Annotated in this window: 25 protein-coding genes; 8 read left to right on the top strand and 17 right to left on the bottom strand. The window is 69.2% G+C overall.

What is annotated here, in order from left to right:
• Window positions 1-119: 119 nt before the first annotated feature.
• The 7 genes from ACWFRU_RS28280 to ACWFRU_RS28250 all read right to left on the bottom strand — a co-directional run bounded on the left by ACWFRU_RS28280 (window position 120) and on the right by ACWFRU_RS28250 (window position 11415).
• Window positions 120-1088 carry a Yip1 family protein gene (locus ACWFRU_RS28280; protein ID WP_453690945.1) on the bottom strand — a complete coding sequence of 323 codons (969 nt, stop codon included), beginning with the start codon at window positions 1086-1088 and terminating at the stop codon, window positions 120-122.
• A gap of 135 nt (window positions 1089-1223) precedes the next feature.
• Window positions 1224-2696 (bottom strand): FG-GAP-like repeat-containing protein, encoded by a 1473-nt coding sequence (locus ACWFRU_RS28275; protein ID WP_453690944.1) that lies wholly within the window; start codon window positions 2694-2696, stop codon window positions 1224-1226.
• A 132-nt stretch (window positions 2697-2828) separates the two neighbouring features.
• Complete coding sequence (locus ACWFRU_RS28270) at window positions 2829-4259, bottom strand: FG-GAP-like repeat-containing protein (RefSeq protein WP_453690943.1); 1431 nt, start codon at window positions 4257-4259, stop codon at window positions 2829-2831.
• A gap of 80 nt (window positions 4260-4339) precedes the next feature.
• On the bottom strand, window positions 4340-5824 hold the full coding sequence (locus ACWFRU_RS28265) for an FG-GAP repeat protein (protein ID WP_453690953.1): 1485 nt from the start codon (window positions 5822-5824) through the stop codon (window positions 4340-4342).
• 259 nt (window positions 5825-6083) lie between these two features.
• Window positions 6084-7457, bottom strand: coding sequence for an FG-GAP repeat protein (locus ACWFRU_RS28260; protein WP_453690942.1), 1374 nt, complete (start codon window positions 7455-7457; stop codon window positions 6084-6086).
• A gap of 153 nt (window positions 7458-7610) precedes the next feature.
• Entirely contained in the window at window positions 7611-8990 is a 1380-nt protein-coding gene (locus tag ACWFRU_RS28255) for an FG-GAP repeat domain-containing protein (RefSeq protein ID WP_453690941.1), read from the bottom strand.
• A 139-nt stretch (window positions 8991-9129) separates the two neighbouring features.
• A complete protein-coding gene (locus ACWFRU_RS28250; RefSeq protein ID WP_453690940.1) occupies window positions 9130-11415 on the bottom strand; it encodes a (Fe-S)-binding protein in 2286 nt (761 codons plus the stop codon).
• A 346-nt stretch (window positions 11416-11761) separates the two neighbouring features.
• On the opposite strand from ACWFRU_RS28250, the gene dnaK reads away from it, so the two are divergent.
• The 5 genes from dnaK to ACWFRU_RS28225 all read left to right on the top strand — a co-directional run bounded on the left by dnaK (window position 11762) and on the right by ACWFRU_RS28225 (window position 16731).
• Entirely contained in the window at window positions 11762-13630 is a 1869-nt protein-coding gene (dnaK, locus tag ACWFRU_RS28245) for a molecular chaperone DnaK (protein ID WP_453690939.1), read from the top strand.
• Window positions 13627-14367, top strand: a complete 741-nt coding sequence (grpE, locus tag ACWFRU_RS28240) for a nucleotide exchange factor GrpE (protein ID WP_453690938.1) — start codon at window positions 13627-13629, stop codon at window positions 14365-14367. Before dnaK ends, grpE begins: the two co-directional genes overlap by 4 nt.
• A 41-nt stretch (window positions 14368-14408) precedes the next feature.
• Window positions 14409-15611 (top strand): molecular chaperone DnaJ, encoded by a 1203-nt coding sequence (dnaJ, locus tag ACWFRU_RS28235; RefSeq protein WP_453690937.1) that lies wholly within the window; start codon window positions 14409-14411, stop codon window positions 15609-15611.
• 1 nt (window position 15612) lies between these two features.
• The gene (locus ACWFRU_RS28230; RefSeq protein ID WP_453690936.1) at window positions 15613-16077 is read left to right on the top strand and encodes a heat shock protein transcriptional repressor HspR; all 465 of its coding nucleotides are present in this window, start codon (window positions 15613-15615) and stop codon (window positions 16075-16077) included.
• Between the two features lie 105 nt (window positions 16078-16182).
• Window positions 16183-16731 (top strand): hypothetical protein, encoded by a 549-nt coding sequence (locus tag ACWFRU_RS28225; protein WP_453690935.1) that lies wholly within the window; start codon window positions 16183-16185, stop codon window positions 16729-16731.
• Here ACWFRU_RS28225 and ACWFRU_RS28220 read toward each other — a convergent pair.
• Both ACWFRU_RS28220 and ACWFRU_RS28215 read right to left on the bottom strand, forming a co-directional pair.
• On the bottom strand, window positions 16728-16910 hold the full coding sequence (locus ACWFRU_RS28220) for a DUF397 domain-containing protein (protein WP_453690934.1): 183 nt from the start codon (window positions 16908-16910) through the stop codon (window positions 16728-16730). The two genes, ACWFRU_RS28225 and ACWFRU_RS28220, sit on opposite strands and share 4 nt — an antisense overlap.
• A gap of 9 nt (window positions 16911-16919) precedes the next feature.
• Window positions 16920-17801, bottom strand: a complete 882-nt coding sequence (locus tag ACWFRU_RS28215) for a helix-turn-helix domain-containing protein (RefSeq protein WP_453690933.1) — start codon at window positions 17799-17801, stop codon at window positions 16920-16922.
• A 249-nt stretch (window positions 17802-18050) separates the two neighbouring features.
• Here ACWFRU_RS28215 and ACWFRU_RS28210 point away from each other — a divergent pair, with 249 nt between their 5' ends.
• Together ACWFRU_RS28210 and ACWFRU_RS28205 are read left to right on the top strand one after the other, a co-directional pair.
• The gene (locus tag ACWFRU_RS28210) at window positions 18051-18524 is read left to right on the top strand and encodes an ATP-binding protein (RefSeq protein WP_453690932.1); all 474 of its coding nucleotides are present in this window, start codon (window positions 18051-18053) and stop codon (window positions 18522-18524) included.
• A 97-nt stretch (window positions 18525-18621) separates the two neighbouring features.
• The gene (locus tag ACWFRU_RS28205; protein WP_453690931.1) at window positions 18622-19272 is read left to right on the top strand and encodes a Uma2 family endonuclease; all 651 of its coding nucleotides are present in this window, start codon (window positions 18622-18624) and stop codon (window positions 19270-19272) included.
• Here the strand turns inward: ACWFRU_RS28205 and ACWFRU_RS28200 are convergent.
• From ACWFRU_RS28200 to ACWFRU_RS28170, 7 genes are all read right to left on the bottom strand, one after another.
• Entirely contained in the window at window positions 19250-19888 is a 639-nt protein-coding gene (locus ACWFRU_RS28200; RefSeq protein WP_453690930.1) for a hypothetical protein, read from the bottom strand. The genes ACWFRU_RS28205 and ACWFRU_RS28200 overlap by 23 nt on opposite strands.
• Window positions 19875-21176: a DUF7224 domain-containing protein gene (locus ACWFRU_RS28195; RefSeq protein ID WP_453690929.1), complete on the bottom strand. Its 1302-nt coding sequence runs from the start codon at window positions 21174-21176 to the stop codon at window positions 19875-19877. Before ACWFRU_RS28195 ends, ACWFRU_RS28200 begins: the two co-directional genes overlap by 14 nt.
• Complete coding sequence (locus ACWFRU_RS28190) at window positions 21170-21970, bottom strand: ATP-binding cassette domain-containing protein (RefSeq protein ID WP_453690928.1); 801 nt, start codon at window positions 21968-21970, stop codon at window positions 21170-21172. Before ACWFRU_RS28190 ends, ACWFRU_RS28195 begins: the two co-directional genes overlap by 7 nt.
• Window positions 21971-22034: 64 nt before the next feature.
• A complete protein-coding gene (locus tag ACWFRU_RS28185; protein WP_453690927.1) occupies window positions 22035-22433 on the bottom strand; it encodes a hypothetical protein in 399 nt (132 codons plus the stop codon).
• A gap of 168 nt (window positions 22434-22601) precedes the next feature.
• Window positions 22602-23576, bottom strand: coding sequence for a LuxR C-terminal-related transcriptional regulator (locus ACWFRU_RS28180; protein WP_453690926.1), 975 nt, complete (start codon window positions 23574-23576; stop codon window positions 22602-22604).
• A gap of 114 nt (window positions 23577-23690) precedes the next feature.
• Window positions 23691-24659, bottom strand: coding sequence for a LuxR C-terminal-related transcriptional regulator (locus tag ACWFRU_RS28175; protein ID WP_453690925.1), 969 nt, complete (start codon window positions 24657-24659; stop codon window positions 23691-23693).
• Complete coding sequence (locus tag ACWFRU_RS28170; protein ID WP_453690924.1) at window positions 24656-25645, bottom strand: helix-turn-helix transcriptional regulator; 990 nt, start codon at window positions 25643-25645, stop codon at window positions 24656-24658. Before ACWFRU_RS28170 ends, ACWFRU_RS28175 begins: the two co-directional genes overlap by 4 nt.
• Window positions 25646-25952: 307 nt before the next feature.
• Between ACWFRU_RS28170 and ACWFRU_RS28165 the strand changes: the two genes are divergently transcribed.
• Window positions 25953-26327 carry a hypothetical protein gene (locus tag ACWFRU_RS28165; RefSeq protein WP_365828690.1) on the top strand — a complete coding sequence of 125 codons (375 nt, stop codon included), beginning with the start codon at window positions 25953-25955 and terminating at the stop codon, window positions 26325-26327.
• Window positions 26328-26443: 116 nt separating this feature from the next.
• Here ACWFRU_RS28165 and ACWFRU_RS28160 read toward each other — a convergent pair whose 3' ends face one another.
• Window positions 26444-26863: a pyridoxamine 5'-phosphate oxidase family protein gene (locus ACWFRU_RS28160; RefSeq protein WP_453690923.1), complete on the bottom strand. Its 420-nt coding sequence runs from the start codon at window positions 26861-26863 to the stop codon at window positions 26444-26446.
• Window positions 26864-26920 lie beyond the last annotated feature (57 nt).

Here is a 26920-nt window from a genome sequence, read left to right as displayed (position 1 = left end):
TGTTATTGTTTTGTGTGTGGGGGTGTTTTTTTTGTTAATACCCCCCCCCCCCCCCCCCCCCCGGGCGGGGGCCGGGGGGGGGGCCCCCCCCCCCCGGGGCCCTTCTTTCGTCTCACGTACTAGAACGTGCCCAGCTTGATGATCGCGAGCAGCGCGAGCAGCTGGATCGACGCCGCGCCCAGCGCCTTCGGCCACGGCAGGTCGTGCGACTTGCTCACCATCGCGGTGAGCAGCGCGCCCGCGGCGATCCAGGTCACCCAGCCGAGGAGCTGGACGAAGGGCTGGCCGCCGCCGAGGAACATCGCGACGACCACGCGGGGCGCGTCCGTGATGGACATGATCAGCATGGAGAGGCCGACCGTCGGCTGCCACGCGCCGTCGCCGCCGAGCTGGCGGGCGAGGGTGTGCGTGACCACGCCCAGGATGAACGCACTGATCGTGATCGCGACGGCCGTCGTCAGGACATACGGCACGGCCGTGGAGAGCGTGGCGCTGATGGCGTCCTCGCGGGCGCCGTCGAAGCCGAAGATCGCGAGCAGGCCGTAGAGGAACGTCACGATGACGGCCGGGGCCCACATCGCGTAGTCGCGCATCTGGAGGAAGGTCGGCCCCGGGCGCAGCACGATGCCGCGCAGCAGGTCCTTCCAGTGCAGGCGCGGGCCCACCGGCGCGGGAGCCTGGCCCGCGCGGTAGGTGTCGCCCTGGTTGTACGGGTCCTCGCCCACGGAGAAGGCCTGGGTGTGACCGGGGTTGTTGGCGGCGTACGGATCGAAGCCGCCCTGACCGCCCTGCCCCGGGTTCGGCTGCCCGCCGAAGTACTCCGGCTCCCCGTGGTTGCCGCCCGCCTGCGGCCATTGCTGTCCGCCGTATCCGCCCTGGCCGCGGCCGCCCTGGGGCTGTCCGCCCTGGGGCCGGCCGTACGGCGGCTGTTGCCCGCCGTATTGCTGCGAGGACGGCTGAGGGTAGCCGTACGGGGGCTGCTGGCCCTGGGGGGCCTGCTGCCCGTACGGCTCCTGCCGCGGTCGTTGTTGGGGTCGCGCTTGCGGGGTGCGGTTGTCCCGGCCGCGTCCGATCCTGAATCCAGCCACGAATCGAACGTACCTGGTCTGGAGGGCCCGGGTCGTCCCTCCTCGGGAGGAGAGAGGCTTTGCCGCTGACCTGTGACAACCCCTAGGGGGACCCTGAGGGGTTTGCCCCAGGGTCCCTGGTGCTGCTGAGGCCCGTCAGCGCCCGAGCACCGCTCCGTACGCGTACGGGTCCAAAGAGGCGGGAAGGCCGAGGGAGTTCGGGGTGACGACCGAGCCGCCCGCCTTGGCGCCGGGCAGATCCCAGACGCCGCCCGCGGCGGAGTTCTCGCCGGGCGCGGCGGCGGACAGGTCGGGGACGCCGTCGCCGTTGTGGTCACCGAAGGCGAGCGCCGCCCCGAAGAGGTCACCGGCCTGGGCGACGCCCAGGATGTCGGGGGAGTTCTGCTGGTACGCGACCGTTCCCGGGTTCGCCGCGCCCGCCGGGTCGAGCAGGCCCATCTCGTCGCCCTTCAGGACGGTGACGCTGCCCGCCTTCGCCGCGCTGCCGATGGCCTCGCCGGGGGCGCCCGCGATCAGGTCGTCGTGGCCGTCGGCGTCGATGTCCGCCACGGCGAGCGCGTCGCCGAAGCCGTCACCGGTCTCGGCGACGCCGGGCATGCCCGCGGTGTCCTGGTTGAACGTCTGCTGCTCCCAGCCGAAGCTGCCGTTGGCGTCGCCGAAGCGGATGTGGATGCCGCCGCCCTTGGTGAGCTCCTCGGGGCCGCACGGGTCGTCGATGTTCTCGTCGGCGATCTCGCGGCAGTTGCCGACGGCGAGGTCGTCGAAGCCGTCGCCGTTGAAGTCGCCGGACGCGAGGGCGTTGGCGGCGCCGTTGGAGTTGTTCCAGAAGTTGGCCATGGTGCCCTCCTCCTTGTTCCAGCCGTAGAGGCGGAGGTGGGACTGGGTGTAGGGCTGGTTCTTCGTGTAGTAGCCGAGGGCCAGGTCGGGGCGGCTGTCGTTGTTGAAGTCGCCGGTGGTCATGACGGGTGCCCGGCCGCCCATCCGGTCGCCCATCACCGGCTGGGTGTCGGCGGTGAGCGGGTTGAAGTTGGCGACGACCTGGTCCTTGCCGCCGATGGCGAGGTCGACGTCCGTGTCACCGGTGAAGTCGGCGGCGGCGAGGGCGTTTCCGTACACGTCACCGGACTTCGCGCCGCGGGCGGCGGTGTTGGCCAGGGCGAAGCCGTCGCCGGTCCCGTACAGGACGGTGACGGAACCGGCGTCGGTCTTGGCGTCGATGTCCTCGCCGGGGGCGCCGATGACGAGGTCGGCGTACTGGTCGTCGTCGATGTGCGCGGCGACGACGGAACCGCCGAACCGGTCACCGGACTCCGGGGTGCCGGGCACCTCGACGGTGGCCTGCGTGATCCGCCGCACACCGTGCGGCCCGGGCCCGTACTCCCCACCGAACACCACGCTCACGTACCCCGCCTTGGCCTCGCCACCGACACTGCCACTGGGCACACCGACGAATAGGTCGTCGTACCCGTCCCCGTTGAAGTCGGCGGTGAGGGGAGCGGGGGCGGGGACTGCGGTGGCGGGGGGTGCGAGGGGGAGGGTCAGGGCGGTGGCGGCGAGGGCCGTGGTGGCGGCCAGGGCGAGGGTGCGGGCGGTTGGGCGCAGGGGCACGAGGGGCTCCAACTTGTTCATGGGTACGGGGAGTTGGCGGAAAGCCGGACGTGGCGAGTCAGCTGTACTTGTTCACCTGTGTGACACCCGGGGTTGGGTAAGGGTTGCCCTGCACCCACGCCCCGCCGTTACTCACTCATTGACCGCATCGCCCAGCTGCGAGCCGGCCGCGAGGCCGTAGTCCGCCGCGCTGAAGGCGTCGGCCCCGGATGTCGAGAGACTCGAGCCTGCCCCGTGCAGCTGCCACACCGCGCCGTTCCCGGAGTCCTCGTACGGAGCCGTCGCGGCGAGGTCGGCCTTGCCGTCGCGGTCGAAGTCGGCGAGCCGGAGCTGCGCACCGAACTCGTCGTTCGACTCCGCTGCGCCCGGCACCCCCGCGGTGTTCTGCGAGAAGCGCTTCGCGCCGGACGTGGTCACGCCGGTGGCGGCGCCGCGCAGCACAAGGACGTCACCGGCGCGGGTGCGGCCGTCCAGGGACTCGTACGAGACACCTACCGCGAGCTCCGCGCGGCCGTCTCCGGTGACATCGGCGATGGAGAGGTCGGCGCCGAACTGGTCGCCGGCCTCGTTGTCACCCGGGATGCCTGCGGTGCCCTGGTGGTAGGTGTGGCGGGTGCGGCTGAGCCCGCCGGTGGCGTCACCTTCCTCGACGCCGTGGAAAACCATGACGTAGCCCGCCTCGCGGCTCGGGTCCGTGACGCCGCTGCTGTACATGTCGGGATTGGCCAGGCCCACGGCGAGGTCGTCACAGCCGTCGCCGTTCAGGTCGCCTGCCGCCGAGGTGGTGCCGCCCGCGAGTGCCGCGCGGTCGTAGAACTCCGAGGCCTCGCCCGTCGGACCGCTGCCGTAGATCACGGTAGTGCCGGGAACGGTGACGGCGAGTTCGTCCTTGCCGCCGCCCGAGAAGTTCCCCACCGCCAACGTGCCCCAGCCCACGCCGTTGTTGCTTCCGCGGGTGTCCATCGGCACCGGTACCGGAAGCGACGTACGGCTGAAGGTCCCGTCGAGCAGCCAGAGACCTGACGCGTCCGCGATCACCACCTCGGGTGCGGCGTCGCCCACAAAGTCGCCGACCGCGGTGTCGGCACCGTAGAACTGCTGGTCGTAGGCGCCCGGGTCAGCGAGGTTCGTGCCGCTGCCGAGGGGCGTGGGGCCGCCCCACAGGACGGTGACGGCACCACGAAGGGAGAGGTCGCCGACGCTCTCGCCCTCGCTGGTGACGAGCAGGTCGGCGTATCCGTCGCCGTCCAGATCGCCGCTGGAGAGCTCCGTCCCGAACAGGTCGTCCGTCTCCGCGTCTCCGGGAACACCGGCGGAGTTCTGGGTGACGTACACCCGCTTGCTCGTGAGCCCGGAGGCCGAGCCGAAGGTCACCAGAACGGCTCCGGCGCGCTTCTTGCCTCCGATGGTCTTCTCCGGCATGCCTACGGCGAGGTCACGGTAGCCGTCGCCGTTGAAGTCGTCGGTGTGTTTGGCGGGGGCCGCGGTGGCCGTTGTCGCGGGGAGGGCGAGCAGGCCGGTGGTTGCCAGGGATGCGGCCAGGATGAAGGTGCGTATGCGCACGGAAGCTCCGGGGGAAGGGCCGGGCCCGCACGGAGGGGTGCGGGCCCGGTGTACTGAGAGGGGGTGAGGAGGAGGGCGGGTCAGTCCGCGAAGTTGGCGCCGAAGCGGGGGGTGCCCGCCGAGGAGACACCCACCGTGGACGTGTAGACGCCCGAGGTGCCCGCGAGGGAGCCGTCCGGGAGGGAGTCCAGGACGTAGACCGCGCCGTTGGAGCCGTTCTCGCCGTACGCGCCGACGGAGACGTCGCCCCGGCCGTCCGCGTTCAGGTCGTCGATGTGGACGTCCGACCCGAAGAAGTCGTTCTTCTCGTTGGAGTTGGGGACGCCGGGGGTGTTCTGGCTGTAGAGCACGGAATCCTGCGTGGAGAGGCCGGAGCCGTCCGCCGCCCCGTAGATGACGGTGACCGAGCCCGCGTCGGAGACGCCCTCCAGGTCCTCGCCGGGGGAGCTCGCCACGAGGTCGAGGTGGCCGTCGCCGTTGATGTCGCCGAGGTCCAGCTCCGCGCCGAACGAGTCGCCGTTCTCGCTGCCGCCCGGGACACCCGCCGTGTCCTGCGTGATGGCCTGGCTGTCGCCGTACGGGCCGTTCGCGTTGCCCTTCACGACGTACACGGTGCCGCCCTTATGGGCGCCGGCGATGCCTTCGTCCCAGGTGAGGCCGATGATGACGTCGCCGTAGCCGTCGCCGTCCGTGTCACCCACGTCAGTGATGTAACCGGCGGGCAGCCGCTGGACGCCGTTCGTGGTGACGCCGTTCGCGCTGCCCGGCAGCCAGAGGTTGGCGTTGTAGTCGTCGGCGGTGGAGAAGCCGTTGACGAGCAGGTCGTCCTTGCCGTCGCCGTTGACGTCCCCGGAGTGCAGGTTGAAGGGGCCCGCGTCCTCGCCGCTGTGGATGGGCGGGAGCACGGTGTAGCGGTCGCCGGTGGCGCCGCTGCGGGAGATCCCGCCGTCGAAGATGTCGAGGGTGGCGGCGCCCGAGGAGGAGCCCACGGCGAGGTCGTCCTTGCCGTCGCCGTCGAAGTCGCCCGCCTGCATCGGGGCGCCGAACCGGTCGTGCTTGGTGGGCCGCGGGTCCGTGATGGTGGCGCCGCCGGACAGGCCGCCGGGGGAGCCCCACAGCACCTGGACCGTGCCGCCGTCGACGTCCGAGCCGACGTCCTCCCCGGGGGCCGCGACGGCGAGGTCGTCGAAGCCGTCGCCGTCGAAGTCCCCGTACGCGGTGTCGGCGCCGAAGACGTCGCCCGTCTCGGCGGTGCCGGGCACGCCCGCGCTGTTCTGGCTGTAGGTGACGTGGCGCTGCTCGGCGCCGCCGTACGTGATGACGACCTGACCCGCGCCGCCCTTGCCGCCGACGGTGGCGCCCGCGGCGGAAGTGGCGAGGTCGGCCGCGCCGTCGCCGTTGAAGTCGGCGTCGTCCGGCTGGGTGGCCGCCGCGGGCGCGGCGGTCGCCGTCGTGGCCGTGAGAGTGAGGAGTCCGCCCGTCAGCGCGGCGGCCGTGGCCGTGGCCGCCGCGAGGCGGCCGCGTCTGGATCGGGCGAGCGGGGAAGTGCGCTTGTGCTTGGCCATTCCGTGGGTCTCCTGCTGCATGCGGGGATGTCTGGCGGACATCCGCAGTCGATGTGGTGCCGACAAGGCGTGTTTGCCGGGCCTTGTCCCTGGCGTCACGCCTTGTTGGCGAACGGGAGACTCACGGAGGGGGTCAAGGGTTGTATGGGGGACGGGTGTTGGGGGTGTTGGGAGTGTTACGGGTGTTGCGGGTGCGATAGGGGGGTTCGGTCGGTTCTACCCTTCCCGCCTGTCAGCGCAGGGTCTCGCCGAGGCTGCTTCAGCGCAGCGTCTCGCCGAAGCTCGTGGCGCCCAGGCCGAAGTCCGTGCCGTTGAAGGACGCCGCGTACGACGACGTCAGGCCCGTCGTCGTGCCGCGCAGGACCCATACGGCGCCGACGTCCACCGTCGTGCCGATGTCCTCGCCGACCGCCCCGGCGGCCAGATCCGCCTTGCCGTTCCTGTTGATGTCCTTGAGGCGTACGGACGCGCCGAAACTGTCGCCCGCCTCGGCGACGCCGGGTACGCCCGCGGTCTCCTGATGCCAGGCCTTGCCCGAGGTGAACGTGCCCGCGATGGACTTCAGGAGCGTCACGCTGCCGGTGCCGTCCACCGTGCCGACCTCCTCGCCGGGCGCGCCCACCGCGAGGTCCGCGAGGCCGTCGCCCGTGACGTCGCCCGCGGCCACGGACCAGCCGAAGCCGTCGTCCGCCTCGTCGGCGCCGGGGATGCCCGCACTGGCCTGGTCGTACGTCACCGGGGCGCCGAACTTGCCGTCGCCGCCGAACCGCACGGTGACCGAACCGCCCTTGGCATCACGGGGGTTGCCGGTGACCAGGTCGGCGTAGCCGTCGCCGTTGACATCACCCGTGGCGGCGGCGTCGCGCGTGGCCGTGGCGTCGGCACCCTCGCCGAGGATCTCGGCCCGGTAGCCGTAGTCACCGGCGCCGCCGTTCATGTGCGCGGTCCAGGCGCCGCCGTCCGCGCGCTCCCCGTACAGGACGAGGCCGATGCCGTCCTTGCGCTTGAAGTTGCCCGCGACCATGCCGTCCAGGTGGGCGCCCTCGGGGATGAAGTCGACCTCAAGGCCGTACGCCTGGCCCTGGGCGCCGGAGTAGTACCACCAGTTGTCGCCGCTGATCACGGCCAGCTGGGGCGCGCCGTCGTCGTCGAAGTCGGTCCAGACGGTGGCCTCGCCGAAGCGGCCCGCTGTTCCCCCGGGGGCGTTCAGGACGTGGCCGCCGGAGGTGAAGGCGTTCTTGCCGCCCTTGATGACCGTGACGGAGCCGGAGGGCTTGCCCTCGACCTGCTCGCCGGGGGCGCCGACGATCAGGTCGGCGTACCCGTCGCCGTTCGTGTCGCCGCTGGTGACGTTCTCGCCGAACTCGTCCTCGTCCTCCATGACTCCGGGCACTCCGGCCGTGTCCTGGGTGACGGTCACGGAGCGGCCCTCGGAGAGACCGGAGGCCGAACCGAACGTCACGGTCACGGAGTTGGAGCGGGGCGTCCCGACGGCCAGGTCGCGGTAGCCGTCGCCGTTGTAGTCGTCCTTGAGCGTCGACGCGGCGCTCGCCGTGCCCGCGAGGGGCAGCGTCAGGCCCGTGGCGGCGAGGGCCGCGACGCTCGCGGCGATGGCCAGATTACGTACGCGCACGTGGGACTCCCGGGAGTGGAGGACTGCGTGGAGAACTGCTCGGAGCACTGCTTCCGGGGATGTGACATGCGGGGCGTACGAATGGTTGTGCGACGGGAGAGGCCAGGTGTCCGGTGGGTGAACGCCGGGCCCGTCAGCCGACCGCAGAACCCCTCAGCCGCCGTCCCCCAACGCGAGGAACTCCGCGCTGGAGAACGTCAGCCGGGCCTTGCGGGAGACCAGGTCGGTCTCCACCCCCGGATAGACCCCGATGGTGTCCTCGCCGTCTCCCCGGTACGTCCGCAGGACCAGATCGGCCCGCTTGTCCCCGTCGAAGTCCGCGACGGCGAGTACCTGAGTGGTGCCCTTGGCCGAAGGGACCACGAGCGCCGATGCGTTGCTGTCGAGCGCCGTCGTGCGTCCCCTGAAGACCCGCACCTCGCCCGTGCCGCCGCCGTCCCCGCTGCTCCCGCCGCTCAGGATCAGCTCGCTCAGGCCGTCGCCGTCGAGGTCGCCCGTGTCCACGGCGACGTTCTTGGACTCCATGGTGGCGCGCGCGGTGCCGGGCACGTCATAGCGCAGGGCGACGCCCTTCGGGCCCGCGACGGCCGCGTCCGTGCCCTTGCCCCTGCCGAAGCGCCCGAACGCGGTGTCCGTGCCCGCGGGGAAGAGCACCCCGGTCTCGACGGGGCCCCTCGGACCTCCCAGGACGAGGGCTCCGGCGGCGGCGCCGGACGCGTTCGCCGCCTTGCGGACGAGGACGTCGTCGTAGCCGTCGCGGTCGACGTCGGTGGCCCTGCCGGTCACGAGGTCGTTGCCGGGCGCGGCCAGCGGCTTGCCCGCCGCGCGCGGGGCGCCCGTCCGCTTGAAGGGGCCGCGCAGGAAGGTGAGCCGGGCGCCGCTCGCGTGCAGGACGAGGTCGCTCGCGCCGTCCCCGTCGAAGTCGCCGCACACCGGCTGGTCGGACCAGTCGTTGCCGATGCGGGACTGCTTGGGCACCTTCACCTTCACGGCCTTGCCCTTCAGGCCCTGGGGCGAGCCGAAGAGGATCTGCAGGGGTACGGGCGGCTGGCCCAGACCGTCGTAGGGCGGGTCGGTGGAGACCAGCAGGTCGGTGAAGCCGTCCTTGTCGAGGTCGCAGGCCGCCTCCGACTCGAAGGCGGCGGGCAGCTCGCCCTTCGTACGCGCTCCGTTGGCCCGCGCGCTCAGCAACTGCCGCGCTCCGGGCCGCAGTCCGCTCTCCGATCCGTAGACGACGCCGATGCCCGCGTCGTCGCCGTGGCCGCTGTGCACCAGGTCGTCCAGTACGAGGTCGGGGGCGCCGTCCCCGTTGAAGTCGTCGTCGGCCTTGCTGCCCTTGCCCTGGGGGACGGGCTGCTGGGGGGCGCCCTTGCCGGCCATGCTGACGGGCTTGTGCCGGGCGTCGGGCTTGGCCGCCTCGTCACCGCCGCCGCACCCGGCGAGCAGCAGCGCACAGCTCACGGCGGCTGCCGTGCCCATGACACTCCGGCGCCGCGCGGCGCCCCCGCGTCTGCCGCCACGTATGCCACGCATCCCGGCACTCCGCATGCCCAACTCCCGACCCGACCGCCCCACCCGACAACAACCAGCACATGATGCCCCCCTTCCGTATGACACGAAAGGCCGGTCCCGCCCCGAGGGGCGGAACCGGCCTCACGTACGCCAGAAGCGGTTACTTCACCGGCTCGGGCTCCGGCTCGTCCGCGGTCTCGGCCGTCCCGGCGGGGTCCACCGGGGTCTTCACGGAGTCGAGCAGCAACTGCGCGACATCCACGACCTGGAGGGACTCCTGGGCCTTGCCGTCGTTCTTCTTGCCGTTGACGGAGTCGGTGAGCATCACCAGGCAGAACGGGCAGGCGGTCGACACGATGTCGGGGTTGAGGCTGAGCGCCTCGTCGACCCGCTCCGTGTTGATGCGCTTGCCGATCCGCTCCTCCATCCACATCCGCGCGCCACCGGCACCGCAGCAGAAGCCGCGCTCCTTGTGGCGGTGCATCTCCTGCTGGCGCAGGCCGGGGACGGCGGACATGATCTCGCGCGGGGGCGTGTAGATCTTGTTGTGCCGGCCCAGGTAGCACGGGTCGTGGTAGGTGATGAGGCCCTCGACGGGCGTCACCGGGATCAGCTTGCCCTCGTCGATGAGGTGCTGGAGCAGCTGCGTGTGGTGGATGACCTCGTAGTCGCCGCCGAGCTGCGGGTACTCGTTGCCGAGCGTGTTGAGGCAGTGCGGGCAGGTCGCGACGATCTTCTTCGCGGTCTTCGGCTTGGCCGACTCGGGCGTGACCTTGCCGTCGTCGTCGAGCTCCTCGCCGAACGCCATGTTCAGCGCCATCACGTTCTCCTGGCCGAGCTGCTGGAACAGCGGCTCGTTGCCCAGGCGGCGTGCGGAGTCACCGGTGCACTTCTCGTCGCCGCCCATGATCGCGAACTTGACGCCCGCCATGTGGAGCAGCTCCGCGAAGGCCTTGGTGGTCTTCTTCGCCCGGTCCTCGAGGGCGCCCGCGCAGCCGACCCAGTAGAGGTACTCGACCTCGGTGAGGTCCTCGATGTCCTTGCCGACGACCGGCACCTCGAAGTCGAGCTCCTTGAGCCACTCGAGGCGCTGCTTCTTGGCCAGACCCCAGGGGTTGCCCTTCTTCTCCAGGTTCTTGAGCATCGTCCCGGCCTCGGACGGGAACGCGCTCTCGATCATCACCTGGTAGCGGCGCATGTCGACGATGTGGTCGATGTGCTCGATGTCCACCGGGCACTGCTCGACGCAGGCGCCGCAGCTGGTGCAGGACCACAGGACGTCGGGGTCGATGACGCCGTTCTCCTCGGCGGTGCCGACGAGGGGGCGCTCGGCCTCGGCGATCGCGGCCGCCGGAACGTCCTTGAGCTGCTCCTCCGTCGCCTTCTCGTTGCCCTCCATGTCCTTGCCGCCGCCCGCGAGGAGGTACGGGGCCTTGGCGTGCGCGTGGTCGCGCAGCGACATGATCAGGAGCTTCGGGGAGAGCGGCTTGCCGGTGTTCCAGGCGGGGCACTGCGACTGGCAGCGGCCGCACTCGGTGCACGTACTGAAGTCGAGGAGGCCCTTCCAGGAGAACTGCTCGACCTGGCTGACACCGAAGACGGCGTCCTCGGCCGGGTCCTCCCAGTCGATCGGCTTGCCGCCGGACGTCATGGGCTGCAGCTCGCCGAGGGTCGTGGAGCCGTCCGCCTCGCGCTTGAACCAGATGTTCGGGAAGGCGAGGAAGCGGTGCCAGGCGACGCCCATGTTCGTGTTGAGCGCGACGGTGATCATCCAGATGAAGGACGTCGCGATCTTCACCATGGCGAAGAAGTACGTGAGGTTCTGCAGCGTGGAGAGATCCATGCCGGCGAACCACGAGACGAACGGGTACGAGATGAAGAACGACGCCTCGTAGCTGTCCACGTGGTGCTGGGCACCCTCGAGGGCGTGCAGCGTGAAGATGCAGATGCCGACGATGAGGATGACGGCCTCGACGAAGTACGCCTGGCCCTTCTTGGAGCCCGCGAACCGGGACTTGCGGCCCGGGTTGTTGTCGGGCTTGCTCAGCTGCCGGATGACGATCAGCGTCAGGATGCCGACGATCGTCATCGTGCCGATGAACTCGACGAACATGTTGTACGGCGCCCACTCACCGATGATCGGCAGCATCCAGTCGGCCTTGAAGAGCTGGCCGATGGCGTTGACGATGGTGAGGAGGAGCGAGAAGAAGCCCACCGCCACGAACCAGTGCGCGACGCCGACGACGCCCCAGCGGTTCATGCGGGTGTGGCCGAGGAACTCCCTGGCCACGGTGACGGTGCGCTGCACGGGCTGATCGGTGCGGGTACCGGCGGGGACGGGCTGGCCGAGCCGCATGTACTGGTAGATCTGCACGATGGCACGGCCGAACAGCGCGACGCCGACCGCGATTAGGACCAGCGACACGATGATCGCGGCGAGTTGCATTTGGGGGCTCCTCGGGCCTGCGAGGCGAACTATTACTAAGCGGTAACTTATGCAGTCCGTCTGAGACTACCCACTTACTCAGCCGCACTGTAGCCAGCAGGGCGGTGATCTGCGTCGCTCAGGCAACCCTTGCCGCGCGGCGCCCCTGTGGGGGCGCCCCAAAGGGGCGCGGGGAACTGCGCGACCAGCCACGGCGGACCCGCAGGCGGCGAACCGGCGGAGCCCGGGTTGCGCGTAAGCGCCGGATAAGAGTTGAGCCTCCTCGACTCATCTCTGTTGACTCCAGCGAAGCGCTGATGCATGGTTGAGTCAGATCCACTCAAGAAGTACATCTGGAGGAACCGAAATGGCACGTGCGGTCGGCATCGACCTGGGCACGACTAACTCTGTCGTCAGCGTTCTTGAAGGCGGCGAGCCCACCGTCATCACCAACGCCGAGGGCGCCAGGACCACGCCGTCCGTCGTCGCCTTCGCGAAGAACGGCGAGGTGCTTGTCGGCGAGGTCGCCAAGCGCCAGGCGGTCACGAACGTCGACAGGACCATCCGCTCGGTCAAGCGCCACATGGGCACTGACTGGAAGGTGGACATCGACGACAAGGGGTTCAACCCCCAGCAGATCTCGGCGTTCATCCTGCAGAAGCTGAAGCGCGACGCGGAGTCCTACCTGGGCGAGAAGGTGGCCGACGCGGTCATCACCGTCCCGGCGTACTTCAACGACTCGGAGCGTCAGGCGACGAAGGAGGCCGGCGAGATCGCGGGCCTGAACGTCCTGCGCATCGTGAACGAGCCGACGGCCGCCGCTCTCGCGTACGGCCTCGACAAGGACGACCAGACGATCCTCGTCTTCGACCTCGGTGGCGGCACCTTCGACGTGTCCCTCCTGGAGATCGGCGACGGCGTCGTCGAGGTGAAGGCCACGAACGGCGACAACCACCTCGGTGGTGACGACTGGGACCAGCGCGTCGTCGACTACCTGGTCAAGCAGTTCAACAACGGCCACGGCGTGGACCTCTCCAAGGACAAGATGGCGCTCCAGCGCCTGCGCGAGGCGGCCGAGAAGGCCAAGATCGAGCTGTCCTCCTCCACGGAGACCACGATCAACCTGCCCTACATCACGGCGTCCGCCGAGGGCCCGCTGCACCTGGACGAGAAGCTCACGCGCGCCCAGTTCCAGCAGCTCACGTCCGACCTCCTGGAGCGCTGCAAGACGCCGTTCCACAACGTCATCAAGGACGCGGGCATCCAGCTCTCCGAGATCGACCACGTCGTTCTCGTCGGTGGCTCGACCCGTATGCCCGCCGTCGCGGAGCTCGTCAAGGAGCTGACCGGCGGCCAGGACGCCAACAAGGGCGTGAACCCGGACGAGGTCGTCGCCATCGGCGCCGCCCTCCAGGCCGGTGTCCTCAAGGGCGAGGTCAAGGACGTCCTGCTCCTCGACGTCACCCCGCTGTCCCTCGGCATCGAGACCAAGGGAGGGATCATGACCAAGCTCATCGAGCGCAACACCACGATCCCGACCAAGCGCTCCGAGATCTTCACGACGGCCGAGGACAACCAGCCGTCCGTCCAGATCCAGGTCTACCAGGGCGAGCGCGAGATCGCGGCGTACAACAAGAAGCTCGGGATGTTCGAGCTGACCGGTCTGCCGCCGGCCCCGCGCGGTGTCCCGCAGATCGAGGTCGCCTTCGACATCGACGCCAACGGCATCATGCACGTGACGGCCAAGGACCTCGGCACCGGCAAGGAGCAGAAGATGACCGTCACCGGCGGCTCCTCGCTGCCGAAGGACGAGGTCGACCGCATGCGCCAGGAGGCCGAGCAGTACGCGGACGAGGACCACAAGCGCCGCGAGGCCGCCGAGTCCCGCAACCAGGGCGAGCAGCTCGTCTACCAGACGGAGAAGTTCCTCACCGACAACGCGGACAAGGTTCCGGGTGACGTGAAGACCGAGGTCGAGTCCGCCGTCGAAGAGCTGAAGGAAAAGCTCAAGGGCGAGGACACCGCCGAGATCCGCACGGCCACCGAGAAGGTCGCCGCCGTCTCGCAGAAGCTCGGCCAGGCCATGTACGCGGACGCGCAGGCCGCCGGTGCCGAGGGCGCTGCCCCGGGTGCCGAGGGCGCCGAGGCCCCGAACATGTCCAAGGACGACGACGTGGTCGACGCCGAGATCGTCGACGACGAGAAGCCCGGTGACTCGAAGGGCGGCGCCGCATGACCGAGGAGACTCCGGGCTTCGGCGAGAACGCCGAGCAGCCTGACGTCCCCTCCGGCGCCACCCCTGATGACGCGGCGCCGCAGGCCGCCGAGCCCTCCGTCGAGGAGGGCACGGCGGCCCCGGCCGGGGACGCAAGCAAGGCATCCGCCCAGTCGGGCCAGTCGGCTCAGTCCGCCCCGTCCGCCCAGGACGTCGGTCTGATCGCCCAGCTGGACCAGGTGCGTACGGCGCTCGGCGAGCGCACGGCGGACCTCCAGCGACTGCAGGCGGAGTACCAGAACTACCGCCGTCGTGTGGAGCGGGACAAGGTCACGGTCAAGGAGATCGCCGCGGCGAACCTCCTGTCCGAGCTCCTGCCGACCCTGGACGACATCGGCCGCGCCCGTGAACACGGCGAGCTGGTCGGCGGCTTCAAGTCGGTCGCGGAGGCCCTGGAGACGGTCGTCGCCAAGATGGGCCTCCAGCAGTTCGGCAAGGAGGGCGAGCCCTTCGACCCGACGATCCACGAGGCCCTGATGCACAGTTACGCACCGGACGTCACCGAGACGACCTGCGTCGCGATCCTGCAGCCGGGGTACCGCATCGGGGAGCGCACCATCCGCCCCGCGCGGGTGGCCGTGGCCGAGCCGCAGCCGGGCGCGCAGACGGTCAAGGGTGACTCCGAGACCGCCGCATCCACGGACTCCGCCGACAAGGCGGAGGACAAGGAGAGCGGTGGCGGCCCGGACGAGGGCTGACACATCGGAGTTGCCGTGAAGCGAGAGGAGGGACGTCGGGGATGAGCACCAAGGACTTCATCGAGAAGGACTACTACAAGGTCCTCGGCGTCCCCAAGGACGCCACCGAAGCCGAGATCAAGAAGGCCTACCGGAAGCTCGCACGCGAGAATCACCCGGACGCCAACAAGGGCAACACCAAGGCCGAAGAGCGCTTCAAGGAGATCTCCGAGGCGAACGACGTCCTCGGCGACCCCAAGAAGCGCAAGGAGTACGACGAAGCGCGTGCTCTCTTCGGCAACGGCGGCTTCAGGGCCGGTCCCGGAGGCCCCGGCGGCGGCTCGTTCAACTTCGACCTGGGCGACCTCTTCGGAGGCGGCGCCCAGGGCGGCGGTGGAGCGGGCGGTGCCGGCGGCTTCGGGGGCGGTCTGGGTGACGTCTTCGGGGGCCTGTTCAACCGAGGCGGCACGGGTGCGGGCGGCGCGGGCACGCGTACGCAGCCCCGGCGCGGCCAGGACATCGAGTCCGAGGTCACGCTGAGTTTCACGGAGGCGGTGGACGGGGCCACGGTCCCGCTCCGGATGTCCTCCCAGGCGCCCTGCAAGGCCTGTTCCGGCACCGGCGACAAGAACGGCACACCGCGCGTGTGCCCGACCTGCGTCGGCACGGGCCAGGTCACGCGGGGCGGAGGCGGCGGTTTCTCCCTCACCGACCCCTGCGTGGACTGCAAGGGCCGTGGGCTCATCGCCCAGGACCCGTGCGACATCTGCAAGGGGTCGGGCAGGGCGAAGTCGTCGCGCACGATGCAGGTGCGGATTCCGGCGGGCGTCTCGGACGGCCAGCGCATCCGCCTGCGCGGCAAGGGCAGCCCCGGTGAGCGGGGCGGCCCGGCGGGCGACCTGTACGTCGTCGTGCACGTCGACACCCACCCGGTCTTCGGCCGCAAGGGCGACAACCTGACGGTGACGGTGCCGGTGACGTTCGCCGAGGCGGCACTGGGCGGCGAGGTGAAGGTCCCCACCCTGGGCGGCCCGCCGGTCACCCTGAAGCTGCCTCCGGGCACGCCCAACGGTCGTACGATGCGGGCGCGGGGCAAGGGCGCGGTCCGCAAGGACGGCTCGCGGGGCGACTTGCTGGTGACGGTGGAGGTGTCGGTCCCGACCACCCTCTCCGATTCCGCCAGGGAAGCCCTGGAGACGTACCGCGAGGCGACTGCGGACGACGATCCGCGGGCAGAACTGTTCCAGGCCGCGAAGGGAGCATGAGATGGACGGCCGTCGTCGACAGTCCACTTTTGGGCGGGCGTACCAACTGACCGACGAGACGCCGGTCTACGTCATCTCGGTGGCCGCCCAGCTTTCGGGCCTCCACCCGCAGACCCTGCGGCAGTACGACCGCCTCGGTCTGGTCTCCCCGGACCGCACGGCGGGCCGTGGCCGCCGCTACTCGGCCCGCGACATCGAACTGCTGCGCACGGTGCAGCAGTTGTCGCAGGAAGAGGGCATCAACCTCGCCGGCATCAAGCGCATCATCGAGCTGGAGAACCAGGTCGCGGCGCTGCAGGCGAGAGTGGTGGAGCTGTCCAGCGCCGTGGAGGGCGCGGCTGCCGCGATGCAGCAGCGCGAGGCGGCGGTCCACGCGTCGTACCGCCGCGACCTGGTCCCGTACCAGGACGTGCAGCAGGCGAGCGCGCTGGTGGTGTGGCGCCCGAAGAGGACGACGGAGCAGTAGCGCGGTAGCTCTTAGGGGCTTAGTAGTCTGAGCAGGGGCCGGGAGGTGGCAACCTCCCGGCCCCTGCGCGTAGTCGGACGGATTCTCCGGGGGAGTTGAGCGACGATGGCCATGGTGGGCCTGTTCTGGATCGCCGAGGGCGATGTGTACGTGGGCGCGAAGCCGTCCGGCCTGGCGGCGGGGGTGCGGCTGACGCCGGAGGGCATCGTGGCCCTCGGCGACAAGCAGTCGGGGTTCTACCCCTGGGACGAGGTGAGCGCCCTGACGGTGGAGGACGTGCCGGTGAAGTCCCTGAAGGGCCAGGGCGCCGTGCTGCTCAAGTCCGTGAAGCGGCAGGTGGTCACGCTGGTGGACCTGGCCCTCACCGTGGGCCTGGGCGGCGCGGACGAGGCGCCGCTGATGACGGTACGTCTCACATCACCGTCCGGCGAGACCGAGCTGGCGGCCTACATCGCCGCCACAGCCGCCGGCTACTCCCAGACGGAGTACGACCTGTCCCAGACGCTCCTGACCCGCATGACACAGGGCGAGGCCACCCTGCGCACGACGCTGGCGACGATGGCGCAGTGGGGACGAGCACGGGAGGGGGGCTCGCCCCGGGGGAGCGAGAGGGAGGCGTTGCTGCGGGAGTGGTGCGGCGGGGACGCCGCCTAGCCCTCTTCGGAGAGGGCCTTCAGTAGCGCGGCGAGGGTGCGGGGGGCGGTGGTCAGGATCGTCTCCGGGGTGTCGCTCTCGCGCAGACGGATGGTTCCGTCGGGGGCGGTGGCGACGTAGAGGCATTCGCCCTCGGGGCCACCGCTGAACGAGGACTTCTGCCAATGCAGTTCGGGCACCGTGGCCTCCTAAAGGGTGTAGAGCAGGTGCTGGATGAGGCCCAGCGAGTCCTTCACTGAGTGTGCTTCGGGGGCCAACGATACGTCGATGGGAGCGAGGGCGTTCTCGGCCAGTCGCTCGAACAGCGAGCTGTACCGGTCCAGTTGATCACGGTCGCCAACGTACTGAGGCCCGGCGGCCTGCTCCAGGATGAGTGTGCTCAACTCCGGCACTTTGGGAATGACGTGAACGAAGTTGCCGCTCAGAGCTGCGTACGCTTGAGCGCTGAACGGGTATACCTGGATGGTCACATGGGGCAGGCGAGCCAGCTCGAGAAGCCTCAGTAGCTGCGCGCGAACGACCTCGGTTCCGCCGAACCGCATGTGCAGGGCAGCCTCATGGATCACGGCGTGGACGGTTGGTGGATCCTCACGGGTGAGGATGTGCTGCCGCTCCATCCGGAAGTCCAGGGCGCCCTCGATGCTCTCGAAGCCCAGCTTCGGGCTGGCGAAGATGGCTTGCGCGTACGCGGGTGTCTGGAACAGCCCGGGGATGAACAGTGACTGGTGCGTCCGCAGCGCTACGGCTCCGGCTTCCAGCTCCGCCAAGTTGAGCGAGATCTGCCGCATGCGCTTCCTGTAAGCGCTCCACCAGCCTTTGCCCGTGGATTCGGACAGCTCTACCAGGGCTTCAATGTATGCCCTGTCGGTGCAGCCGTACAGGTCGGCGAGTTCGCGCAGCCGCTCCGTCAGGATGGTCGTCTTCGCGGTCTCGATCTGGCTCAGCTGCCCTCGGCCCATACCGACCCGCTCGGCAGCTTCTCCAGCACTGAACCCCGCCTGCTCGCGCAGTTGTTTGAGCTCGCAGCCGAGCCGCCGCTGGCGTTCGCTGATGATGGTGCGCAGTCCCACGGATGTCTCCTCGATGGCGTCACCAAAGTCTGCCTCGCACAAGGGAGTTGGTCCATTGAAAGCGTCGATCAGGTTGTCAATTAACGCCCCCTGACTCTACGCTCTGTGTGGCATCGGTCACTCACCGGAGCCGCCCAGTCTCCCCTGCCCACAAGCCGAAAGGCACCCACCGCACCCCCCAGGCACGCGTGGGCAACGCCATCGTCGCCCGGCAGGGCCCCTCACCCCCTCCCGACGGGAGCAACCGTCATGCCACCAGACCGCCCCCACGCCACCGCCTACCGCCCCGCCCAACTCGCTTACGACTACAGCCTGTTCAACCGGGGCGACGCGACATCACCCAAGGTCTGCCGGGACTTCGTACGCACGGTGCTCCACACCCTGGACCGAGAAGCGCTGGCCATGCCGGCGACCCTCTGCACCTCGGAACTCATCACGAACGTGCACCTGCACACCAAGGGCTCCGCGATGCTCCGCATCCTCCTGACCCTCACCCGCCTACGGGTAACCGTCTTCGACGAGAGCCCGGACCCCCCGATCGTGGTGGCGCACCCCGCAGCCGGGGCGGCCGCCTGCTGGGGGCGGGGGCTCGCCCTGGTCGCGGACCTGTCCGACACGTGGGGCGTCGCGGACGACAGGGCGGGGCGGTACGCGAAGGGGGTCTGGTTCGAGCTGGGGGAAGCCGGGGCGGGGGAACCGTTCCGCCCTCACCGCATCGGGTGACCGGGGGAGATTCCCCTGGTCGGCCCCACCCACGTACCTACTGTGATCGCGTTGCTTGTGCCGCGAGGACGCCGAGCCCACACGGAGGTGCGCCATCATGACCGCTCTTGCAGCTGAGAGGCCCAAGACCATGCCTGACACCGAGACCGAGCCGGCCCCGTCCGCCGTCGAGCTGGACGAGGTGCTGTGGCAGGCATGGAAGGCGATGGAACTCCCCGAGGGCTACCGCGCTGCAATCATCGAGGGAGCCATCGAGGTGTCGCCCACCGGTCGCTATTCGCATGCCGAGACCGCCAATCTGTTCCGGGACGAGCTGGTGGTATTCCTGAGCGGCGGTGACTTCGTCGCACGCAACGACGGGAACATCGTTCACGAGGGGCGAGTATGGATTCCCGACCTGTACGTCGTGCCCCGCGACAGGGAGCGTTACGTGACCGCAGACGGAGTCGGGGTAACCGCTGCAGCCGTGCGTCTTGTCGTCGAAGTGGTTTCTCCTGGAACACGCAACCAAGAGCGCGACAGGGTGAAGAAGCGTCGCGAGTACGCCCGCGCCGGGATCCCCGTATACGTGATCATCGACGACTACGACGGCGAAGACACCGTCACCATCCTGACAGAGCCGCAGCCGGAGAAGGCGGATTGGATCGGCGTCCACCGAGTCCCGTACGGCACGGAGGTCGCGATCCCCGAGGGGCCTGCCAAGGGGTTCACGATCAGCGAGGCGATCACGGGGGCGCGGCGCGGGTGAAGGCCGTCGCCGTTCTGCGGAAGAAGGCCTTCCTACGCCAGGGAGTTGCCGCGGTCGAAGCGACTCCGAGACTCAGAGCGATGGCGGCAACAGCCCAGCTGAAGAGGTCAGTGGCCGGGTTGGCGGTCCAGTCCCACCAGTTGAGCGGAAACCAGACCAGAAAGAGGACCGAGGTCAGCGGGATGACCCAGCCGAGTTGCTGCCCCAGCACGGCGGCGGACAGCAGGGCGAGGCCCAGCCAGATCAAGAGGGACCGGACGAAGACGGTCCCGGATTCCGGTCCGTTGGCGAGGGCTTCCGCGCCGAACGAGAAGGCGCAGACCGTCGACGTGAGCGCGGTGCAGTAGGCGGCGCGCAGCCGGTGCATCGTGGCCGCACCCATCGCGTCGTGTGCCGACATGGCTCCGTCGAGGGCGGCGGCGAGAAAGACAGCCGACAGGAGCGGAAGCTCATGCCGGTAGGGCACGCCTGTGGTGACTCCTCCGCTGCCGATGGAGGGAAGCGCGATGTTGGTACCACCGAAGACCGCTGACAGCAGCGCGACGACGGCCGTTCCGGCCAGGACGGCTGCGGCCCGGTGGACTCTTGCGTAGCGGAGCAGATCAGCGCCATGCATCAGGCTTGCACCACGAGCTCTCACGAAGGACCTGGCTGCGCTCCTGCTCGACCCACTTCTGCTGCTCGGCGGACGGCATCCGCACAGCCTTGGTCGCCTCGCGCTGGGCGGTGTCGACTCCTTCCATGTGGAGTCCCTCGTCGGCGACGGCCGGGTCCTGTCCCACGGCCTGATATTCGAGCCATAGTGCGATGTTGTCCATGGACTGCCACGCACGGCGCTCGTCCTCGGGCGGGCTGCAGTCACCGAACGACTCGGTGAACACCTGGTCGGACATGGCAATCGCCGCGGTGCGTACGTGCCCTTCGGCGATGTCGAATCCCCGGTCCCCCAGGTCGGTCCGCCGGAGGCCGAATTCGTAGAACGTGGCGGGCAACTTGATCCAGGACTGACGGGTCTGGTCGAGACGCTGAGCCATCCGCGTCAGCTCCGGCAGATACTTCCGGTGCTCGGGCCAGACGCACACCCGCGGGGCGCCGTCGTCGGCACGGTCGCACAGCGGCGTGGTCGCCGAGGCCGGACGCTCCACGCGCAGTTCGCCGGCGGCCGGGACCGCGGCCAGCGCGGTGAAGGAACAGGCCACCGACCCGACGGCGACAGCGCGTATGTGCCGAGGCAGCTCCCGGCGGGGCGTCTGGCGCTCGGCCCTTCTCTTCAGCGGTGGTGCCGTCACCGCCAGGACTGCGAGAGCGAGAGCGCACAGGAGGCGAAGGGCGACCGGCAGCGGATTCATGTGGGTGTCCGGCGGCCCCGCAAGGACGTTGAACTTGAACGGCAGGGCCAACATGCTGATGAAGCAGCCCAGAGCGCATACGACGGGTGTGAATCCCGCCGAGGGGAACCAGCGGCCGGCCAGATGTCCCACGGACGCGAAAATGATCAGGGTCGAGGCGCCGAGCAGCAGGTAGGACGGCCACAGGAAGCCCGGTCCCGCGTCGCCGAACGAGACGGCCGCAGCGGTGAGGCACCCGATCCCGTACGCGAGGAAGCCGAGCGTGAGGGTGGCGGCCAGCCGCGCGGCCTCGATCCGCCAGACCGGCCGGGCGGCCGCGAGAAGGAACTCGGGCATGCCCGCCCGGGAGGAACGTCCGGCCTGCCAGGCGGAGACGCCGGCGAGGACGGGCACCAGGAAGAGCGTGACGATCTGTGCGGCGACGCTGGCCTCGGGCCACACGCCGATCCAGTACCGGGAGCGCCCGAAGAGCACCAGCAGGTCCACGGCGATCATCACGGGGAAGGCGGTGAGCAGGGGCGAGCGGCGCAGTTCGATGCGGTAGGCGTTCAGCATGCGGCTTCCTCGGTCGACCCGCGGTTTCCCCCGCGGTTACCTCTGCGGCTCCCCAGAACCGTCATGTAGCCGCGCTCCAGCGGGCTGTCTCCGGGGGCGGTGGGCGTGGACAGCGCGGCCAATTGCTGAGGCGTACCGCTGTGGACCACTTGGCCTTCGCTGAGGACGAGGACGGAGTCGCAAGCGGCACCCACGTCCTCCACCAGATGCGTACTGAGCACGATGGCCGCACCGGCGCGGGCGAGGGACCGAATGAGGTCACGGAAGTCGAGGCGCTGCGCGGGATCGAGACCGACGGTGGGCTCGTCGAGGAGGAGCAGGGAAGGGGAGCCGACGATGGCTGCGGCGATACCGGCTCGACGGAGCATGCCACCGGAAAGAGACTTCATACGGTCGCGGGCCCGGTTGCTCAGCCCGACGGCGGCCAGCGCCTCCTCGGTCGCCGATCCGGCCTCTTTGGACGGGACCTCTCGCAACCAGGCGCAGTAGCGGACGAAATCGGTGACGGAGAAGGCGGGATAGAAGCCGAAGTCCTGTGGGAGATAGCCGATTCGAGGACGAACCCGCCGGACATCGCGTTCGCTGGTGACGGGTTTGCCGAAGAGCTCAAGTCCGCCGCTCCGCGGTGGCGCGATCGTGGCGAGAGTACGGAACAGGGTGGTCTTTCCAGCCCCGTTGGGCCCCAGCAATCCGGTGACGCCAGGCTGAATGGACAGGTCGAGACCCTCGATGATGCGCCGGTCACCGTACCCCTGCGTGAGGTTCGTCAGCCGGGCGATGGGATGAGTCGTCATAGATTTGGGTTCCCAAATCGCGCGGCGGGCCCACCAGAACGGTGGGCCCACCGCAGCGCCGGTGCTAGTGGTGTACGTCGGTGCTGGTTATGTTGAACGTGCACTCGTGGGTGTCGTACTTGCCCCTGTAGCCGTTGCGCAGCGTGTCGTAGTGCTGCGTGTCAATCTCGCTGCTGCAGTTGTAGCCGGTGTACCAGCCGTCGGAGTACCACGTGTTTGCCTTCTTGCAGTAACCGTGACCGGCGGTCGAGTACCAGTATCCTCGGCAACCGTCAGTCCACGAGCGCTCGTTGGAGGCGCTCGACGCTGGAGCCGTAAGGCCGATGGCCGTGACCGCCAAAGCCGCCACGACAAAACCCTTCGCGGCCTTGGTGGTTGTTATTCGGCTTACAAAAGAACTCATTTCCATTTCCCCCTGGGGATCGACGATGGAAGTGAGGCCCTGCACAAGGTCGTTCGGCAAGGCCGATCGCTTGGCGGATCGACCCGATCGGGACTCCCCGCCGACATCACTTTGCGGCGGTCGGCGGGTGCGTCGCTAGCGTCATCTTGTTGCACTGCATCTCACTGAGGCGGGCGCAAATGGGGCAGATGCGGGCGCATGGGTGGGATGGTTCGCGTTCTCGATGGCTCAGGCTTCGGGGTCGAGAATTGCGGACTGGCCTATGAGATAGCCGAGTTGGGCCCGGCTGCGGCTTCCGAGGGTGGTGGCGAGTTTGGCGATGTGGACGCGGGCCGTGCGGATGTTCATGCCGAGTCGGGCGGCGACTTCGGCGTCGGTGAGGCCCTCTACGAGGAGGGTGGCTATGGCGCGCTGGCGGGGCGTGATGCCGTTCTCGGAGGGCTGGGGAGCGGCCTGGGGCCACAGGGGGGTGGCCAGGCGCCACAGCCGCCAGAAGGAGGTGGCGAAGTACTCGACGAGGCCTGGATGGCGTAGTTCGAGGGCCATGCTGCGGTCCCTGCTGGCCGGGATGAAGGCCACCGTTCGGTCGAAGACGAAGAGGCGCTCGGTGACTTCGTCGAGGGTGCGGGCCTCGGCGTCGCCGTCGAGCTGCTCGAAGTGCGCGAGCACGGGAAGGGCATGACGCGTCGTGTGCTGGTAGAGCGTGCGCATGCGGCAGCCGCGGCTGAGGATCGCCTGGTCTCGAGGAAACGCTTCGGCCAAGGCCTCCGGAGGGCGGGTGCCGCCGGGCTGGACGGCGAGGAACTCCTCGGTGACGTCACGCATGGCCCGGTCGATGGCCGCGTTGATGCGCTCGAAACCGTCCAGGACGGTGATGGCGGGTGCCTCTTCTGCGGATTCGGGCTCCGCGTCCAGGGCGATGAAGGGCTCGAACGCCGAGGTGAGCCGTGCCTCGAGCTGCCGCTGGTCTTCGATGCGGTCCTCGAAGGTGCGAAGCAGGCGGGGCAGGGCGACGGCGGGAGCAGTGGGGTGCAGCCACCGCATGTCGTCCAGGCTCGGGTGAAGGAGACCGAAATCGATGAGGCAGGGAGTTTCCTCCGCGTCCTCGCTCCGGATGCGGCCCGCACGCAAAGCGCGGGTATAGACGTCCAAGCCGGCCCCACAGAGCTGCTCGACGGTGTGCGGTACGTGCTGCACGGCCATGCGCGCTCCCTCCTGTCCTGGTTGAAGCGACGCGATTCTATGCAGGGGCCAAGCGCTTTTCGGAGGGGGCGGCACGGTTGGAGTGTGTTTTTCTCCGTGCTTCCGTTCTCATGGCTAGCGGTCGAGAATCCCGGACTGGCCTATGAGATAGCCGAGTTGGGTGCGGCTCTCACTGCCGAGCGTGGTGGCGAGTTTGGCGATGTGGACGCGTACTGTGCGGACGTTCATGCCGAGCCGGGTGGCTATCTCGGTGTCGGTCAGGCCCTCGATGAGGAGAGTGGCTATGGCGCGCTGGCGGGCGGTGATGCCATTCTTCGTGGGCTGCGGTTCCGTGTTCGGGAACATGGGCGTCGCAAGGCGCCACAGGCTGTGGAACGTCGTGACGAGGAAGTCGATGACGGCGGGATGACGCAGTTCCAGGGCGATGGAGCGGTCCGTGGTGGCGGGAATGAACGCAACGGTGCGGTCGAAGACGAGCAGCCGATCTGTCACCTCGTCCAGAGTGCGCACTTCGACGTCGCCATCGAGCTGCTCGAAGTGGGCCAGGGTCGCCAGGGAATGGCGCGTCGTGTGCTGGTAGAGGGTCCGCATCCGGGCCCCTCGGGTGAGCATCGACTGCTCGGGTGGGACGGCGTCCGGCAGCAGGTCTGCCGGCCGGGCACCACCGGGCTGGATCGTGAGGACTTCTTCCGAAGTCGCCTCCACCGCCCGGTCGATGGCTTCGTTGATCTGAGAAAGGCTCCTCAGCACGGTGATGGCGGAGTCGTGCGCAGCCGGGACGGTGCCTGTCCTGATCGTCATGAGCGGCTCGAACGCCGCGGCCAGTCGGGCCTCACGGCGGCGTTGATCCGCGATGTGTTCGGCGGCCGTCGCCAGGAGCTGCGGCAGGGCGACGGCGGGGGCCCTCGGTCTCAGCCACTGCGGGTCTGACTCGTCCGGGTACAGCAGGCCGAAGTCGACCAGACATGGGACCGGCTCGGCATCCCGGCTCGCGACGCGATTCTCCCGTAGGGCCTGGATGTACAGCTCTGCCCCCTGCTCGCACAGCTCACCGGAGGCGTGGGAGTGGGGTTCCGCCGTCATCTGGGGCGGTCCTGGTCCAGGATTCCGGACTGGGCGATCAGGAAGCCGAGTTGCGCGCGGCTGCCGCTGCCCAGGGCGGCGGCGATCTTGGCTATGTGGGCGCGGCAGGTGCGGACGTTCATGCCCAGGCGGCGGGCGATGGCCTCATCCACGTGACCTTCGATGAGGAGCTTGGCTATGGTGCGCTGCACACCGGTGATGCCGTCGGTCGAGGGAGCGTACGGAACTTCCTCGAGGAGCGGGGTCGCCGACTGCCACTGCTGCTCGAAGACTTTGGCCAGGTACTCGACCAGGGCGGGATGGCGGAGTTCCAGGGCGACGGCGCGATCGGCACGGGCTGGGATGAGCGCGATCCCCCGGTCGAAGATCATCATCCGGTCGATCACCTCTTCCAGGGTCCGTATCTCCACGTTCTCCTGGGCCATGCGCGCCGCGTAGGCAAGGGTGCCCTGGCTGTGCCGCATGGTGTGTTGGTAGATGGTGCGCATCGAGACACCGCGGTCCAGGACGCTCTGCCCGCGCTTCAGCGCGATGTTGAGGGTCTGCTCGCTGCGGCCGCCGCCCGGCTGGACGGTGAGCACCTCCGTACGGCACTCCTCCGTCGCGCGTTCGATGGCCGCGTTGATCCGGGCCTCGCCCTCCAGGACGGTTATCGCGTGGGTAGCCGGTTCCTCACGTGCGGCGATGGCCATGAATGGCTCGAAAATATCGGCCAGTTGAACGGCCAGGACCCGGCGGTCCTTGATTTCTTGCTCGATGGGGTGGAGCCGCTGTGCGAGCGCCGCGGACGGCGAAACGGGCCGCAGCCAGTTCGCGTCGTCCGGATCCGGGTGGAGAAGAGCGGATTCCAGTAGACAGGGAGCGTTCTCGGCCTCCTCGCGCGGCAGGCGACCGTTGCTGAGAGCACTCGCGTACAACCTTGACCCCTCGTCACAAAGGGGGACGGCAGGGTGAGGATGTGTCGGTTTCGCACCTGTTGTAAGCAAATCTCCACCCCCCAGGGTCCTGTACGTGCAGGAACATGATGCATCCACCCTGTGGCTTTGACGTGCTCGATTGAGACATCGTCTTGTTGTGCCGGGGGAGAGGAACCTACCAAGTGAGGACGAAGCCGACCATGTTTAAGCGCATGCTTCGCTCGGTGCTTGTCACCACCTTCTCCGCAGGGCTGACGTTGGGTGCGCTGAGCACTCTCGATCTCGGGTGGAACAGCGAGCCGACGAGTACGAATTCCGTTTCAGCGCCGACGACGGACCTGGGTTGGAACGTCGCCCCGGCGGCGGGAGCAGGCGCATGAGTACTCCCCCCGACGACCGCACCTTCCGCCGAGAAATGGCCACCGCCTACCGTTCCGGTTGGCACTTCATCGATCTCGCCACCGCGATACCCCACGCCGGCGACTCGTTGATGGTCACGCTTCTCGGTGAGCCGGTGGTCGTCACCCGGGACGACGAGGAGGAGATCCGGGCCTACCGGTGCCTTCGCAAGCCGCGTGGAGCCCCCCAGCCCGTGCGGTGCGCCATCCGGTACGGGATGGTCTTCGTCAATCTTGACCGACGCGATCACCAGCTGGTCGGTGAGCCGGGGCAGCCGGGCGGCCGGCAGCAGCAGGACCAGCAGAGTTCCACCACTACAAGAGCCATCACAGCCACCCCCCGCAGCGCCTGACGCGATCCCCCGTCGTTGTACATCGCGCAGGTGCTTCCCCCAGCAGCGGCGCCACCGTGGACCTGAACACGGTGGCGCCGCTGTGGTGTGTGTGGGGGGCAGCAACGCCACCGTGATCATGGTGTGAGCAGAGCCTTCTGGCCCATCGCCCGCTTCAGCGTGATCTCGATCAGCGCCCGCTGCGGATTCGGCCGCGGTGGCCGCCCGTACCGCTCCTCGTAGCGACGCTCGCCCTCCGCGATCTCCGCCGCCTCCACGCGCACGCGCGCCCGCCCCTCCAGCGTCGCCCAGCGCCGTCCGTCGACCTGGCAGACCGCCACCCGCGCTCCCGCCTCCCCGGCCGCCAGGATGTGGCGCACCTTCGCGCTCGTCCTGCTCGCGAGTACGCGGGCCACACCCGCCTCCGGGTCGTACGTCACGCCGACCGGCACCACGTGCGGGGTGCCGTCGGGTCGTGGCGTCGTCAGCGTGCACAGGTGCCGTTCACGCCAGAAGCTGAGGTAGGCGGGGGTGGGGTGGTGTGGATCCATGGCCATGGAGTGGAACCTAGCCGCTCGGACGCCCCGCTCTCCCCTTGAGTGGAATAGACTCAA

It is taken from the genome of Streptomyces sp. NPDC055099 (assembly GCF_053607685.1).
Note: the sequence above shows the minus strand (reverse complement) of the source record. Positions and strands in the feature narration are given on the sequence as shown.